This window comes from Occallatibacter sp. (assembly GCF_035317045.1).
GTDB lineage: Bacteria > Acidobacteriota > Terriglobia > Terriglobales > Acidobacteriaceae > Telmatobacter.
In genome coordinates, this window is the sequence record NZ_DATHHT010000028.1 from 1 (window position 1) to 16,504 (window position 16,504).

Consider the following 16,504-nt stretch of genomic DNA (forward strand, 5'->3'; position numbering starts at 1 on the left):
GAAGAGCATCGCCTGGTACTTGCGAATCTCCTCAGGGCCGAGCTGATCGGGCGGACGCCGGAAGTACCGGCTGAAGTGGGCAACACCGTGCAGGTATGTGCGGATGGTTGTATCGGCGAAGTTGCGGCGACGCAACTCCTCAATCATGAGCTGACGTAGTTGGTTCACAGAGAATCCTCCTTCTCTGCGTCCCAAGCTATCCCGGTAGCCTCAAATGTTGGTCAGATGCACGCGTAAGCGTCCGCCGCCGCAGCGGCTTCGTTCAAGTCGGCAAGGCTCCGCTAATCTGCTTCCTCGAAATCCTTGGTTTTAACTTGAACACCATCCGTGCTGCAGTTCTCGAAAGTCATTTGGGATCCATCTTGGGGAGAATTTGGTGGCGAGCGGACTGCCATGCATGGGGCATTTTTCCTGTACGGCGCTGAAACCGCTCGCGTCAAGGGCGCCGTACATTGGCGTTCATCTCGACCCTTGACGCGGACAATTTCGCTTTCATAATCGACAGAGGGAACGAAGCGCAGTTCATTCCTGTGCTTCGTCCCATATTTGGAAAAGAGTGGAAACCTATTCCTACCATCTTCTCGCCGGTTCCGAATCCCGACGCACCCGGCTCTTCGTAGGCGCATGCTCGCTGGCAAGTACCGCACTTGCGGGGACCTACGCAAGAGTTGGCGCTGTTTTCGATTCCGGCGCTATGCTCAATTCATGGCGAAAGTGCTGGATATCGACTTGGACTTCTTCTCGTGGCCGGCAATACGAGGCCCCGTTGAGGGAAGGCCGCCCGATGATGAGTATGTCTGTGCAACTACCGAACAGGTGCGAGATTTCCTCGAGAATCAGTGTGGCCTCTCGCCTCACAACAAGCTTCCTGGGCATTTTTGTGAGAGACATGACGGCGCGTTTGACGCTTGGAAACAATGGCTATCGAACAGCATCATCGAGGCAGGTTTCGAAGTACGTCACATCGACGCGCACTCGGACGTGTCGTATGGCGACGCAAGTTGGGCTTACATTTTGACCGAACACCTGGCGTTGCCACTGGAACATCGGGGCACCCCTGAACGAGGTGTAGACCGTCTGAATGAGGGGAGCTACCTTACGTTCGCAATCGCGAATCGCTGGATCAGTCGTCTCACCTACGTTAGTCCTGTCTGCCCTTGGAATGAGTATGACCAGAGGCGTACCGAGCGATTTGATGGACGGCCGGGAGATCTCAACATATTCCTTTTCAAAAACCAAGATTTCGAATCGGGGTTCATCGAACTGCTCCATCTCACGAAGGAAGACAAGGGCAAGCTGATGCACGGTGCAGCTCCAGTGTCTCCAATTTCAGTCGAGCCATCTGTGCCTATCGAGATGATCCCCGCTAACGAATTCTCGTCCACGGGCTATACCCACATGATCCTCGCCCACTCCGAGGAGTACTGTCCTGAAACCGCAGATACCTTGATACCGGTCATTCACGATTATTTCTATGAAGGTGCTTAGCTCGATTCGCTGCGTACCACAATTGGGCAGTGGGGAGAGCATTGGATAGTGGTGAGTGGCTAACCGCCGTGTAGGTGTGCCGCACTTCGGCGTCCATTTCGACCCATGACGCCGGCAAGTCCCCTTCACAACAGACGAAACGCAGCTTCATTCCTGTGCTTTGCTCCACCGTCGAGAAGAACCGAAACTCTTCTTCGCATGCAGGCAGCCAAGCGATTTGAATTCGGCCACCCGATATGGTTGGCGAGCAAAACATCACCGCCAGAGGCTCACATTGAAAGCTCTTAGCTTCTGTCCAGTTTCTTGAAGGAAGAGCGTCGGATTGTTCTCTGCCACGTGATTGCGATGCAGAGCAATAAGCCATTTGAGCTTGTCGAGCCGTCCCTTCCGCTTGGCTCTTGGCATCGCCTTGACCTCTGCACGTTGCTTTTCGATCAAATCTTTGTGCTTCAGCAAAAACTGGGCATATTGCTCTGGTGAATCGCAATCGGTTCTCGCGAGAGCGAGATAGTCGAGAAACCAGACGCCATCCGAATCCCTCCTGAGAAACCCATGCAGGTAGGACATTTCTTCGGCAAACGAATTTCCCTCTGCGCGCAGTACAGAGTTATCACGGGTGGCGCGAAGTGCTTCGGTGCTGACGACGATACGGGGATATTTCGCCTTAGTCTCGAGCAAATAGGCCGTTGCAAGTCCCCGGCCAAAGATTAACCCGTTTTCATGACAGATATCACCAATGGCAACAGCGCCGCGTACAAGGATTCCTCGGTCGATGAGATTGATCTGGATGAGGCCTAGGTCATGCATCTCCTGAAAGAAGCCGCCTAAACGATACTTGAGGTTCGCGTCCGTCATGATCGGCAAAATGCGAACTGCGAGGTCCGAGAAATTGACGAAGTGAGTCTTCCAGAGATCGTTCTGATAGTCGTCGTGTGACGTGAATGATCTGAAGCGTTCGAGAACTTCAGCGACCTGGTTGGCATCAGCACCTGCAGTTGCCAGGAGATCCTTCATCCCAAGGACATCAAGGTAGGAAACCAGAGCAATCTCATATTTGAATTCTTGGGTTTTTGCTTGCTTGCTCTTCTTCGCTTGGGAGCTATACCGCTTGCGTACCTTCTTCAGCAGCGTAGAGAGAGAGCTCGGAGTCGTTTGTTGCTTGGCTATTGCCAACGGCGCATTTCCAATCCGTATAGGTGACTCAAAAAGTCTACTCCATCTTCGCCAGTAGCCTCCTAAAGCCCCGAACCTGCTGTTCAGCAACCCTGGCAATCTGCGAGCCATTCTGCAGTTTTGCCGGCCGGCGCGTGACGGACGAGAACGGCGTTGCCCGATATCAATCTGCGCCACGCGCCCATCAGATCCGTCACTGTCTCCCGGTGGCGAACGAAGGAATGCGCAACATGCGCATCTTTTGGAGCGACACCGTATCTCCCAGACACTTTGCGTTTCGGACTCACTGGGTCGAAAATGGCATATGCTAGCGGCAAATTTGGACCTTCAACTGGAAGACTTGGACAAGGAATTTCTATCTGCTGGAATCCCGCTGAAGTATCGTCCGCTCGATTGTTTCAAGAGGCTTTATGGTTCAGTTGCTGACGCCTCACAGCGTGCCCGGTTGTTTGACCCCGTCATCGAGTGGTACCTGAATAAATATGGAGACGAAGCGCGCTGGGACGGGATTATTGCGCGTTTTCCGATCTTTATCAGAGGCGTTGTCTACCTGGGGCAGGCTCAATTCGTGGCTGAAGAAGAGGTGATGACGCCCTTCGAGGAGGGGATTGAGGGCTTATCTGCGGATCTCGCCCGCTCTCTCACATCTGAAGAGAAGAGGTCCGTCATGGAGAGGCTCACCCTCGGGAGCCGAAGCTTTTACAGCCTTCATAATTTGCTCAGTGATGACAATTGGCTGGATGTGACGGTACGAGAAATGGCCAGAAGGGCTCTTTTTGATCTTGAAAACGCTGCCGTGACACTGAAGCACACGGGGGATACACAGTCGGCAATTGTTCAGGCTCACGAGGCCGCCGAGAAATATCTGAAAGCGGCCCTCTGGAGGGCAGGGAAGACCAAGAATCTCAAGAAACTGGGCCACGATATCCCGAAAATCTTCAAAGAGCTAACCCAAGTCCAGCCCCGATATTTCTGTTTGCGATTGCCGGTCGAAAATCTGCACAGGCTTTCGCCGAGCATGGAACTGCGCTACACCAGCGTTCCCCGCTCAGTTGAAATGGCGATCGAAGCCTACCATGGAGCACTGTACGTGTGCGGATTGACTGCACAAATGTGGCTATTCGACCGGGCGAGAGGAACGACAGTATCTCGCTTCAAGGCAGGCTCCTTTTACATCGACGGATCTGGCACCACCTTCTACTGCAAGACAGTTCAAACTGGCTCGGCGGTGCTAATCCTTTTTCGTTCGAGCAAGTTTACTGGGTTGCAAATGGCCGATCTCACAATGGATTTGTCTCAGAGTGCATTGTACTTGGAGGTAACAGATCCACGGCAGGATGCACAGCTACGCGCTCAGTTGGCGTTCCAGCTTCGTAATCGAGGAAGAAAGGTCTCGCCCGATGAGATCGGATTGACGATGACCCACGGTCCGGAGGGCAGCTATACAACAGCCGTTCTCAAAGTTCCTGTGGCGAAGCCAGACAATTAGGCAGCTTGATCCTTCTTTGGGAGTCTTGCAACTGCTACATGCGAACAAAGAGAAGGATTGCGCCGCTGCAGGACACGACGAAGTAATCGACTTCGATTGGCTTCAAAAGAAATGGTTGCGTGGTCCCGTGGCGGAAGTGATTGTTGGCTAAATCATAGAGCTTTTGCAGACTCGAAATCGTTTCGGTCGAAAGATACTTCACCTTTCGGATCTCGCCCAAGATATTGCCAAATGTAGCCGTCGGCATTTGGCCAACGATCTTTGCTGTTGCTTCCAGAGCATCAAAGATGTTCTTGCAAGCATCCTTGGCTCGTTGGGGACGATCATCGTAGGCGGCCATGCCTTCACGAAATGACGCGAGAGCAGCAGCGAACCGAGGCGCACCGAGTTCGCTAAAAACCGTTTCGATTTGAACGCCAATTGCAGCAGGCAGAACGCGATGCAGTTTGTCATCCTCTCCGAGATTCCACGCGATCCGATAACTCGCAAGAAGCTGGTTCACGAGTTGCCGATATTCAACCTGAAAAATAGTCGGCACTTCGGAAGCTATGCGGACGACGAGATCATAGAACCTCTCCCATGGCGCATTGTTGATTTCCCGCCCGATGGCATATCGAAATCCGCTGTAGGGATTTCCGGAAGGCTGAACGGCCAGACTTTGAAGGATGATGTTGTGCAGTCTTCGTTCATCGAAGCCACTTGGACTCCGTTCAAAGACGAAATACACGGTATCGACGTATTCCTGGCGTAGCCCCGACGGTGCGTCGTTGTCGATGGATCGACCTGTCGTGTCCTCGAACTGACCGGAAAACGAGCGGCTTGCCATATCTGAATGATAACGTCACCTGCACTACGGATCCTGTCGCTTTTACGCAACGATGCGGGGCCTACGCCGGTCGGTGCCCGGACCTGTGATGCTCTTCGTGATCCGATCGGTGCACACTGTAAGGCACGAACGGATTCCTGCCCTCGATCAACGACGACGCAACGTAGCCGCCCAGGACCATCGCCGACAGCACGAGCCAGACAATAACGACCGGCTTCCAGGGAACCAAAATGACCATAACGCAACCTCCAAGGGGGAAACCCCTCACCTGAATGCGAACCAGGCGCGTGGAATTCGCCATGCAAAGGGACTGGCGCTCGAGATTCCGGAGCTCTCCGCCCGCAGCGGAGCGGCTTGATCTTGTCACTCGACGTCCAGACCGAGGTGAGAGTGCTCTTCCAAGACCTCGAGCGCATAGCGGAACTGGCTTTGATGGCATCATCGTACACCCGGCAATCCGGCTCCGGGAATCTGTGAGCTCAGATCATTTAGGGCCTTCGCCCACACCAATACGCGGGCACTCTACGCGGAATTATCCAGCGTCGCATCGAGGGTGCGGATAAGGCCGCCTCGGGTCGCGCTGTCCAATTCGCTTGCTCTGCCGGGTCTGCGAAATCATTCCACTAGACCCGATGCGTGATTCCGGGCTTGGACGGAACTCTGGTACGAATTACGGAACAATTAGCTCCAATTGAGCCATCATTGAGGAGCAGGCGTTGCTTTCCGGGGTCGATCGAAGCATTGCTCCCGACCCCACAACATGCCCATCTTCGTATGGGCTGGACCCGATTGAAACCGCAACCCTGAGCGGTGATTTCAAATCACAAGCGTGGACTGCAAATTTCGTCACGGTTTAACCAACTGGGCGAAGTGGTCGCGCTGAGCCCTCGTCGCTTGCGATTCTTCTTGCATACATTCATTCCCATAGCGCACTCTGGAAGTGCTTGCCGGAAGCATCCCGTCCGCGGAAATGGGCTCAGCCCATCGGTCGCTCGTTCCAAAACAACTCAACCTGACTTCCTGCCCGAAGCGTGCGGACCACGGGCGCATTTCAAGGAGGGAAGGTTATGCCTACAGTCAAGCGGCGTCTGCCGGAGCGCCCCCATCTCGATGTTCCCCGGCGAGAAGCGCGCGAACTTCTCGAAGCCTGCCAAAGCGGCAAGCCGGATGCGCTCGATCGGATCCGGCGCCGTCATCCCAAACTCAAAGACGTCTCCGACAACGCGCAGATCACCGCTCATCTGAAACTGAGCGACGCGCAGCTGGTGATCGCACGCGAATACGGCTTCTCGACCTGGACCATGCTGAAGGCGCGCATCAGCGCGCATCCGGCAGCCAGCGCTTTACATGACGCAATCTGGGCCGATGACCGCGCCGCCGTCGTTCGCATTCTGCGCGGCAGCCCTCAAATGCTCGATCTCCCCGTCATGAGCGGCGACTGGGGACCTCCCATGAGCTTCGCCGCCAATCTCGGGCGGATCGAAATCGTTGAAGCCTGTGCCGAAATGGGCGCGCGCGACTATCAGCACGCCTTCGATCGCGCCATTCTCCAGGGAAAGATCGACTGTGCTCGCTGGCTTCACCACCATGGGGCGAAACCCGAACCGGGCATCATCATGGGAGGTTGTGAAACCCTCAACGCCCAGGGCATCCGTCTTCTGGCGGAGCTGAACGCCCCTTTCACCGATGCCCACGGGGACCATCTGGCTCCCCTCGCCATGGTGCTTGAAACCTACGGCCGCAATCCAGCCGGAAAGCATGCGATTCTCGAATTCTTCGTCACACGCGGCTACCCGTTGCCGGACACACCCATGATGGCATTCCATCGAGGAGATGTCGCTGCACTCGAGAAGCATCTCGGCCGCGATCCCCAACTGCTGGAGCGCAGATTCCCGTTGCGCGAGATCTATCCGGAGGAGTGTGGCTGCGCCGCGCAAGGACAGGCGGGCATGCACTGGACGCCCATTGACGGCACCACCATGTTGCATCTTGCCGTGGATTTCCGCGAGCGCGAGATCTTCGACTGGCTGCTGGCACACGGCACGGACGTCAACGCCCGCGCCACAATTGACAGCGACGGCTACGGCGGCCACACGCCCCTGTTCAACGCTCTCGTTTGCGGGCCATGGGATGACCTCAGGATGACAGAATCTCTGCTACGGCACGGAGCCGCAAAAGAAATGCAGGCGAGCCTGCGCAAGTTCCTCGATTGGACGGAAAATCCTCGCTGGCACGAAGCCCGGAACGTGACCGCCCGCGAGTGGGGCCGCACATTCCCCGAACCAAAGTGGGTGAACCGCCGAGCGTTGCAGCTTCTCGAGGAACCAGGGGCATAAATGCCTACGCTGCTTCTTATCTTTCCCAACTGCTCCGCGTCTCCAAGAGCAGAGCAGTCGGGAACCGGAAGAGCAACGAAGAGGAATTCATTTTTCTGACCTCACGCCAACGATCGGGGCCGAAATACCAAAGAGAGGGCAGGGAATTGCTGAGCCCTCCGAGTCGACGCTTTCAACATCCTGAACCACGCCAACTTAAATTCGATCGACAACGGATTCTCAGACTCTACTTTCGGCCAGACCAACGGTAATGCCGGCACCATCGGTTCAGCCAATTCGCTTTATGCGATGGGCGCGGCGCGATCGTTGCAGCTAAGTCTGCACTTTCAGTTCTGACGACCAGCCCGATGTTCGATGTGTTCCCGACATTTCGGGGACCAGCTCCGTTGCTCCCGACGCAAGAAACAACGCCGGCCGCGCTAGTGGGTTTGTGCGCTTCTATAGTAAGGACCAATTGTGACTCTGAAAAGACTCCGTGTATGGTGGCTTCCGGTCTTTGCCTGTTTCTTTCAGTCCTCCCCCTCTCTCGCCGAACCGTCTGAGCTCTGCAATAGCCATGCAACTTTGAACGTGTATGAACGCGCCCAGTTCCTTCAAGTTTCCCAGGGCAAGCGGGCTCAGGTCTCCGCGCAGTTTCTGGCCGCGCGGGGATGGAGTGAGAAAATGCTCGAAAATCTGCGCAGTCTGGGCGCGACGGTGAGGTATGCGGACGAGACATCCGGCTACGCCTTGGTTTCTCTCTCGAGAGACAAACTGCTCGAGACGCTCGACCTGCCCGGCATCGCGTACGCCTACACCCGCGACGACGATCGGATGTATTACCAGGACCCTGCCGCCAAAATTCCGCAAGGTGAGCGCAAGGCTGAAACGGTGCCCGCGATCGAGATTCCGTACCCGCGTGTGGCCAAGACGCTGGCGCCCAATGGTCTGTATTTTGCGGCTGACGTGATCGATCTCACCGTGCTTCGGAAGGAGCATCCCGAAGCTGATGGACGCGGCGTGCGCGTCGCAGTTGCCGATGAGGGTTTTGATTTGCTGCATCCGGCGCTGCAACGGGCCATGGATGCGACAGCAAAGACCGTCCCAAAGATTGCCGATCTTGGCACTCTTACCACGCCCGACGAAGACTCCGGCTGGGTGCGCTTCGGCGATCCGATCGCCACGAAGAATGGGACCTTCGATGCTGCTGGGCGTACTTGGATCGCGCCGGAAGACGGGACGTACCGCTTCGGAATCTTCAAGCAGGACCTTGTCCTCGGGCCCGAAGACAATTCGAAAGCCAAGAAGCTCTTGCTTTCGGTGGGCGTTCTCTGGAACGAGGATCAGAATCGGGTCTGGGTAGACACCGACGGTAACGGCAGCTTCACAAACGAGCGTGCGCTTGGAGATTACGGCGCGACACACGATGTCGACTGGTTTGGCACCAAGGACGGCGACGACGACAACCGGATTCCCTTCGGCGTGAAGACCGACGCCGGGAACAATGCTGTCTACATTCGGATCGGCGGGGAACACGGGGCGTTCGTTGGTGGTCCGCTGGCAGGCAATAAGCTGACGGGAGGGCTGTTCGATGGGGCCGCTCCGAGCGCCCAACTGATCGATGAGAACCTGGGGCGAGCAACTCTTATCGCTTCACTTGTAAAAGTGTTTGCACGGCCGGACGTGGATGTCGTCAACCGTTCCGGCGGCCTCGGCCGCGCCGGTTACACGGGCAATCGGGTAGGAATCGAAGACTTTGCGCAACGTGTTGTCGAGCGCATCATCGCGGTTTACAACAAACCGATCGCAACCTACTCCGCAGCCGTGGGAACGATTCATGTGAATGACTATGCAGGTCGGGAGATGCTGCGACGCAACCGCCAGGTCGGACCTCCCTATAAAGACACCATCAACAGTTTTGTGTGGGATCTTCCGAACGGCCTCGTTAACGTAGTGCTTGCACCCTCGGCGAATCTCGAAACAGATTCACGATATATGCCCCAAGACATTAGCTGGGACGACGGCAAGAGGCACAACTTTTCTGACGACAGATTCAATCCCCCAGCCCCCGATGGCTATGTCATCGGCGCGAACAACTCGCCGACGATCCCGGTGGTGAGCGGCATGCTCGCCGACCTGATCAGTGAGGCCAAGCGGGAGCATGTGCGCTACAGCGCCACGCGTTTGAACAATGCTGTGTTCACTGGCACCAAACTGCTGAATGGCTTCCCGGTGTCGCAGCAAGGGTACGGTCTTGTCAATGCCGCACAGTCCTGGGATCAGCTGGCGAAGATGGCCAAAGCCGACGATCCCGCCAACCCTGAGCTAACTTCATTCTCCATCTCACGCGCTGAGGTCGTCACAGGAGCCGGTAAGAACTCGGGGGAAGCCTTCGGCCCAGAGCCGAAGAAGAGAGTTCAAGTGCAGGGCTTCCACGCCGATCTTTCCAACGTTGGTGAAAAGCTGAGTGGCGAGATCTGGATCACACGACACGGCGGCTATGCCGGAGGGCGGAAGTACAAGTTTTCCTTGCGCGGTGATCGGGGGGATTATGAGCTTGTTGACCAAGAAGCAACGCTTGAGCGCGATAAACCCGTGCGTGTGCGTTTCAAGACAAATGGTTCATCGGGCTGGAACATCGTTTTCCTGGAACTGCACGATGCCAAGGCCGACGTGGTGATGCAGGACGTGCCGCTCTCGTGCGCGTGCCGGATGTGCCCGAAAAGATCGCGCCGGGGATGGACAAGTACGAATCAATCATTGCGCCACTTACTACCGAGCTTCGCTATATCCGAGTGGGCGAAGATGTCCAGGCGGCACGATACGTCATGAAAATTTCGTATACCGGTCCGGAAAACATTTCGTCGCGCTCGTTTCCTGGCGGACGATACCGGACAACAAAGGCTCCTGACGGTGAACTCGTTGATGCTGCCCATCATGTCGGCCCAATCGAGACATTGCAGTCACTAGTGGTGAACGATGAACCCGGTACACAGCAGATCTTCTGGGAGAACCGCCGGCGGCCGGAATATGCAACCCAGTATGACGGCCCTGCTCCCGATGTACCGATCCATGCCGAGCTCACGGTCTCAAAATACGCTGTCGAACTGAAGAGAGGCACGAACGACAAGCTGCGCCTCACCAACAAGCTCGCCGAGGTCGAAGGCAAAGCCGAACTCTACGATGCCACCCTCAAGACCTCGCAGCTGACGGGCACCGGTCTGCACGCATCCGGTGAAACGGAGCGCACGTTACCTGCGAATCTTGCGCAATGGCGGATAGAGATCACGTCAGACATGGCTTCCACCGAGGTGGCGGACGTTTATCTATTAAATTGTTCCGGGAAAAACGGCTGCTATGTCGTCGCACAGCAGGAGATCACGGCCACTCGGCAAAGCCATCACCATCGACAAGCCGGGGGCAGGGAACTGGAAGATCGTTGTGCGCAGCCGCGGCCAGGTCGCGCACCCGGCAACGTACACTGCCCGCGAGGCTTTACTGACTAATGGTGACGCCATCGATCCCGGCAACAGCAAGCACCCAAACGGTGCGACCTGGACGCTCCCCCTGCCCACGATGCACAGCGATGCCCAATACGCCGCATTTCGGATCGCCGGAACCCCGGGGTTCGAGCGCGAGAAAAACGGACTGCTGATCGCGATGACACCGTTGGACGCTACCGCGCCCTAGACTAGTGGCGAGTGACAAGTGGCAAGGGGCAAGTGAAGGGATCCGTGCAGCGTCAGCGTCAGTTACAAGGGCCAAGTTGCAAGTTCCAAGCTCCAGCTGCGGGCTCCCCTTGCCACTTGAAACTTGCAACTTGCCACTGCGTCTTATGACTAGCCACTGCACCCAATACTGTATCCTCGTTTCCGAGGAAGAGATCGCCGTGAGCATAACTGTTGCTGTGGTGCAAGCCGCGCCCGTAGTTTTTGAACTCGAACAAACGCTCGAGAAAGCTGCTGCGCTCGTAAAACAAGCGGCGGACAAGGGCGCGCATCTGGTGGTGTTTCCCGAAGCCTTTGTGGGGGCGTATCCGAAAGGCCTCGACTTTGGGGCGCGCGTCGGCTCGAGGACACCCGAAGGCCGCCGCATGTTCCGCCGCTACTGGGCGAGCGCGATCGATGTGCCCGGACCTCATGTCGATGTGCTCGGTGCGATGGCGCGTGAACATTCAATCTACTTAGTGATGGGCGTCATCGAGCGGGAAGGCGGCACGCTCTATTGCACGGTCTTGTTCTTGGATCCCGAGGGACGACTGATGGGCAAGCACCGGAAGGTCATGCCCACAGCGATGGAGCGGTTGGTGTGGGGCATGGGCGACGGCTCGACCCTGCCGGTCTTCGACACCCCGCTCGGCAAGATCGGCGCGGTGATCTGCTGGGAAAACTATATGCCGCTGCTGCGCACCGCCATGTATGCCAAAGGGATCGAACTCTACTGTGCGCCGACCGTCGATGACCGCGACACCTGGGTCCGCTCGATGCAGCATATCGCGTGCGAAGGCCGTTGCTTCGTGCTCTCAGCCGTCCAATATCTCCGCCGCGGCGATTGTCCCACCGACTACCCCGCGGTGCAGGGCAACGATCCAGCGACCGTCCTGATCCGAGGCGGCAGCGTGATCGTGAACCCGCAGGGCGTGATCCTCGCAGGGCCGAACTACGACGGAGAAGCAATTCTGGTGGCCGATGTCGACCTCAGCGAGATTGTCGAGGGAAAGTACGATCTCGATGTCGTGGGCCACTATGCGCGACCGGATGTGTTTCGTCTCGTGGTCGATGAGCGTTCAAAAAAGGCAGTCAGCTCCGCACCAACATGCGATCTGACTGACGGGGAAGAGCCAGAGCGCAGCTGATGAGAACAGTGGCAAGTGGTCAGTGGCAAGGGTCAAGTGAAGGGATCTGCGCAGTTACAAGGGACAAGTGGCAAGTTCCAAGCTCCAGCTGCGAGACGGGCTCCCCTTGCCACTTGAAACTTGCAACTTGCCACTGTCCCTAATTATGTCTTGGGTTGCTGAGTGGGAAGAGCGGCTTCCCCGGTCGCAATCTCGAAATTGGCGAAATCTCTCCACACAGCCAACGCAAATTCCTTCGCAAAGCTCTTGAATGCTCGATGCATCCGCAAGGTTGCGAGAAGGACAGCCAGTCCCAGAAGGGACATGATCAATCCCGGCCTCTCGATCTTAAGCGACGGCACAGAATTTTCCGGAGCGTCAGGCGCAGAAGCGATGCAACACACGTCGCAGGGTGCCTTGCTCTCCGAGACCTTGTGGTTTTCCGTGCGGCTCAGTGCGATTTGGCTTCCTGCTGCCAGGGCAATCAATGCCAACGATAGAACCCAGATCCAACGAGCTATCATTGCACTCTCCGTGCGCTTGCGATCCTTGGGCGCCGCGGCAGCTGAATGGGACGGGCTCTTCGATCCGGCGATATTTCTGCGAGGTGTCCGGGCAGTGCTGAGAGAAGTAATAATCATCGCAATCAGAGATAACACAACCAGCGCCAACGCAAATCGACTTTCCAGAACATAGAAGCGATCGAAGTGACCAGCGAGGGCCAGGGCCCAGCCCCACATGTAGAAGGCACCAATGCCCATCGCCAAAGAAACATTGCGGGTCATCGCATACAGCCCTTCAAACTGTTCCCAATAGGCCGCTCCCTTGTCGCCTTTTTGCTTCAGCAGGGCGCTCCTGGCCTGAAAGAAAACGGCGGCGCGCCGCAGATCGCCACCTTGAGCATCGAGATTGATGTCGAAGTGCTTGGTGGAAAGAGATCGAATCCGCTTCTTCGTCTCCTGATCGAGCGACGTATCCGTTGCGTCGAGAAGAACGTTGGATGGATAGCGCTGGTGGCCTTCGCTGTCGGTCATCGATGAGGGAAGGATGTCGTAGCTCAGCCCCTGAATCAGGTGTCCGAGAAGGTAAGCCAGCAGCAGAAGGAGGATGGCCGAGGCAATCTCCTGTTTGGGCCACTGCCCCCACAAGAGACCCATCGGTATCCACGCTAGCCCGATCAGCACCAGGCCCGGTATCAGGTAGCCGTAGATGTCATAGAAGTTGAATTTCTCAACCATCTCAGGCCATGACCTTCAAGTTCGTTTCGGAAGTGAATCGAAGCAGATCGGACACCACTTGGCTGATCTTGTCGGTTTGGTCGTTGGGTACGATCACCGACCCAACCCTTTGATGGCCGCCGCCGCCGAACCCTTTCATGAAGTCCCCGAGGTTCACGGACTCGAAGTTGAGCCAGGGATTCCGCATGGCTGTGATCTTGGTTGAATTCTCGAACCGTACGATGCCAATGGAATAGAGCGCCTTCGGGTAGAAGTAATAGGGTGCATAACGGTTCAGGAAGGCGCCGTTGTTCTCGACGTCGAAGAGGGCAACACCGCCCACCAGATGAATGTTCTTGGCGATGTATTTGAGACCAAGCGCACTGTCGGATTCAGCCTCGTCAAACCTTCGGCGAACCTCATTTGATTCCGCAATCTCTTCGAGAGAATGCTGCCGCAGCCCGAATACCAGAAACTCCAAATACGCCTGATCGGGCTCAACCGCCAGGCTGCGCGTGAGGACAAGGGCAGGATGACGGCTTGCAATCGCCTCCTCGACAGAGTCGTAGGAGGCTGAATCAATCTTTTCCGCCCAGCGGACCATCTCCTCAAAATTTGATTTACGAGGTAAGTGCTCTCGCACATGGGACCAGAGCAACGAGGCGCAAGAGCCTCTCTTCCCGTCGTAGAGAAGCCAGGAGGATCGGCGGCGTTCAAAATCCGCCTTTGCCTCGGTGGTAAGGAAAGACGTCGAATGATGGTCAGCCCAAAATTCAGCCTGCGGGTGATAGAGGAAATCGACAACGGCGCTGGGGGCGGGCAGGACTCGATCGAGCCATTGATCCTTGATGTCGTAGCTTACCGGCTCCAAAGCATCGACGGCCCAGCCATGAACCTTTTCAAGAAAGGAACTTGCCAAAACGGCCGACACAACCCCATCAAAGCAAGGGAAGTGCAGAAAAAGAGTCGCGTGTTTGCGTCCGTCGGCGCTCGGCAAGCAACGTACCCCCTCTATTAGATAAGGATAATCGGCTTGCGGACGCGGTCAATCGAAACCTCCCGCACCCTGTTGATAACTGGGTGGATGCTCCGCCGCGAATCGATACTCCGCCGCGAAGCGAGAGTCGCTGGCGGAGCGAGACCAAGTTCTGTTCCTGCCAGCCTCTCCAGGCCTCACGGCGGCAGGTGCGGCGCCGTCGAAACCGCGGGTCTCGAAATAAGGCATAGAATGCTGCATTGCGCGATGGCGTGGATCGTCTTCCTCTGCACTCACTTCTCACTGCGTTTCTGAGGAGCAGTGGCTGAAATCTGCCGTGGCTCGTAAAGAAGTGCCGGTGGCAAGCAGAAATGCGGCCATCATACGGGAGGGATGGTATTTCGCATGGCGAGAGTTGCTCAGTGGCCCAATGCCAGCTTTGCGAACCAGTCCAGGGGTGGCATCAGAAATGCGGAGGCCAGCAGGCAGACGATGAAAATGACTCTTTCGGCTCTCTCGCCCGTCAAGTGTGCCGATGCTTTCGAGAGCAGGAAGATGGGCACCACGATGATCGCAGTACAAAGAGCGATGGATAAAACGGCCAGAAAACTGAAATCAACCGTCCCGCCTTTGAGGTCAGTTGCGAAGTGGCGGAGAGCATCGGCAAAGAGCTCGGTGAACGTTCCTAGAAAGGCAGCGACGATCCAAGTCAGAGCCTTGGGAGGCCGTGAACTGCCGTCTGTCGGGACTGGTTGCTTCGGATCGGGCATGTCGTCGTCTCCTGTCCGTTTCCCTGAACGATTCCCCTTGTGGCACCGCATCCAAATGCCTGAATCTTCTCGCCCAGAGCAATGCGGTACTAACCAGCGCTGAGGGACAAGTGGCTAGAGCCGGATTGAGCAAGGGACGACAAGAAATTCACTAATCACTTGCCCACTCACCACTGAACTCGATGGTCGTTCTAGAAGCCTAAGTCTTCACCTGTCCGGTCAAGATCTGCATGTAGGAGCGCTCCGTAGAGCGATTGTCCCAGGCCCCCTTGATGTGTTCGGTGAGCCTTGGCACATCTCGTTCGACGGTGGACCGCCATAGATGATGGCTGTAGGAGGAAACCCTCATCATATTGTCGACGTCAAAAATCGGCCCTGTTCCTTCTGCTTTGATCAGGGCAACCGGTAAATCCTTCGCAATTCGAATCCCGAGTTCAAACAGAACGTTCGGATTATGGTCGGTGAGGTCGGCGATGACCAAATCCGCCTTGAGCAACTGGTTAATGATGGTGGACTGAATCACGTCGCTGCCTTGTTTACGCGCAGTCTCGACGGCGAAGCCTGCGCCATTTGCCGCGGGGGTGATGAGGGAATTTAGAAGCTCGCTGAAGAATCCGACCGGGCGCGGGTGGTCGCCCTTTTCGCCAAAGGGCATGATGACGAAAGCCGTGCGGTCAAATTTCCCTTTGGGCTGGCCGACAACTTGAATCTCACTTGGATGTTCGACCAGAGCATCCTTTGCCGGCATTTTCTGAGTCGGGCCGAGTCCCTTCTCAATTCCTAGAAACCTGCAATTTTCCTTGAAGATCCTGACGAAGTCCTCGTGCCACTCCGGATCCAGTCCAAATTCCTTTTGCAGTGTATTGGTTAGGAATTCCTTCTTGGGTAGTTCCGCACTGCCGTAATGCTCAAAGACGCGCTTGAAGATATCGATCGAAAAGAACGCTTGCAGCAATTTGGCCCTTTTCGTCTCGTCGTCGGGCGCGAAGAAAATATCTCTCCCGATGGGCGCCAGTTCGATCTTCTCGGTGTCGCGAGTGCCCGTGGTCAAGCCATAATCGCGAGCCGATGCCGCCGCATAGAAGAATTTGTTGTTGCTCTTGGCCACACCGAGCGAGGCCTGCGCGACGTCTTCGGTGTCCCACGGATTTCCATTGTTCTGTTCCCGGATCGCTTTCGGAATGAGAAGAGCCTCTTCGAGCGGCCGTGCAGGGTAAGGCCGCGATGTTCGCCCTTTGCGGACCGACTTCTCCTCCGACACCTTCTTTGAGGAAGCCTTCTTTCTTGATCTCTTTTTCGGCTTCGCCTTGGCCGATTTCTTTGGTGCTGCAGGTTTAGGCACAGCGTCAGTCTTGTTCTGAGCCGAGGCATCCTCTTTGGGTTCAGGCATCCGTTCCCTCTCCTTACCCGCAAGCA

General features: G+C 56.3%; 13 protein-coding genes. 6 read left to right on the top strand and 7 right to left on the bottom strand.

The window, feature by feature from the left end:
- Window positions 1-147, bottom strand: a 147-nt coding sequence (locus VK574_RS13675; protein WP_472800529.1) for a phage integrase N-terminal SAM-like domain-containing protein, incomplete at its 3' end; no start/stop codon positions are given.
- A gap of 558 nt (window positions 148-705) precedes the next feature.
- Between VK574_RS13675 and VK574_RS13680 the strand changes: the two genes are divergently transcribed.
- Entirely contained in the window at window positions 706-1,488 is a 783-nt protein-coding gene (locus VK574_RS13680; protein WP_472800404.1) for a hypothetical protein, read from the top strand.
- Window positions 1,489-1,743: 255 nt separating this feature from the next.
- Here VK574_RS13680 and VK574_RS13685 read toward each other — a convergent pair whose 3' ends face one another.
- Window positions 1,744-2,661: a hypothetical protein gene (locus VK574_RS13685; RefSeq protein WP_472800405.1), complete on the bottom strand. Its 918-nt coding sequence runs from the start codon at window positions 2,659-2,661 to the stop codon at window positions 1,744-1,746.
- A gap of 304 nt (window positions 2,662-2,965) precedes the next feature.
- Here VK574_RS13685 and VK574_RS13690 point away from each other — a divergent pair, with 304 nt between their 5' ends.
- Entirely contained in the window at window positions 2,966-4,150 is a 1,185-nt protein-coding gene (locus tag VK574_RS13690; RefSeq protein ID WP_472800406.1) for a HEPN domain-containing protein, read from the top strand.
- A 34-nt stretch (window positions 4,151-4,184) separates the two neighbouring features.
- Here the strand turns inward: VK574_RS13690 and VK574_RS13695 are convergent, their stop codons facing one another.
- Entirely contained in the window at window positions 4,185-4,976 is a 792-nt protein-coding gene (locus tag VK574_RS13695) for a hypothetical protein (RefSeq protein ID WP_472800407.1), read from the bottom strand.
- A 1,067-nt stretch (window positions 4,977-6,043) separates the two neighbouring features.
- On the opposite strand from VK574_RS13695, the gene VK574_RS13700 reads away from it, so the two are divergent.
- The 4 genes from VK574_RS13700 (at window position 6,044) to VK574_RS13715 (ending at window position 12,146) form a co-directional block, all read left to right on the top strand.
- Entirely contained in the window at window positions 6,044-7,312 is a 1,269-nt protein-coding gene (locus VK574_RS13700; protein WP_472800408.1) for an ankyrin repeat domain-containing protein, read from the top strand.
- Window positions 7,313-7,975: 663 nt separating this feature from the next.
- Window positions 7,976-10,123, top strand: coding sequence for a S8 family serine peptidase (locus VK574_RS13705; RefSeq protein ID WP_472800409.1), 2,148 nt, complete (start codon window positions 7,976-7,978; stop codon window positions 10,121-10,123).
- Window positions 10,120-10,797: a hypothetical protein gene (locus VK574_RS13710; protein WP_472800410.1), complete on the top strand. Its 678-nt coding sequence runs from the start codon at window positions 10,120-10,122 to the stop codon at window positions 10,795-10,797. The genes VK574_RS13705 and VK574_RS13710 overlap by 4 nt, the downstream gene beginning before the upstream one ends.
- A gap of 383 nt (window positions 10,798-11,180) precedes the next feature.
- Window positions 11,181-12,146: a nitrilase-related carbon-nitrogen hydrolase gene (locus tag VK574_RS13715; protein ID WP_472800411.1), complete on the top strand. Its 966-nt coding sequence runs from the start codon at window positions 11,181-11,183 to the stop codon at window positions 12,144-12,146.
- 143 nt (window positions 12,147-12,289) lie between these two features.
- On the opposite strand, the gene VK574_RS13720 is transcribed toward VK574_RS13715, so the two are convergent.
- From VK574_RS13720 to VK574_RS13735, 4 genes are all read right to left on the bottom strand, one after another.
- Window positions 12,290-13,363, bottom strand: coding sequence for a hypothetical protein (locus tag VK574_RS13720; RefSeq protein WP_472800412.1), 1,074 nt, complete (start codon window positions 13,361-13,363; stop codon window positions 12,290-12,292).
- A gap of 1 nt (window position 13,364) precedes the next feature.
- Complete coding sequence (locus VK574_RS13725; RefSeq protein ID WP_472800413.1) at window positions 13,365-14,273, bottom strand: hypothetical protein; 909 nt, start codon at window positions 14,271-14,273, stop codon at window positions 13,365-13,367.
- 464 nt (window positions 14,274-14,737) lie between these two features.
- Window positions 14,738-15,088: a hypothetical protein gene (locus VK574_RS13730; protein ID WP_472800414.1), complete on the bottom strand. Its 351-nt coding sequence runs from the start codon at window positions 15,086-15,088 to the stop codon at window positions 14,738-14,740.
- A 199-nt stretch (window positions 15,089-15,287) separates the two neighbouring features.
- Window positions 15,288-16,478, bottom strand: coding sequence for a hypothetical protein (locus VK574_RS13735; protein ID WP_472800415.1), 1,191 nt, complete (start codon window positions 16,476-16,478; stop codon window positions 15,288-15,290).
- Between the last annotated feature and the right edge of the window lie 26 nt (window positions 16,479-16,504).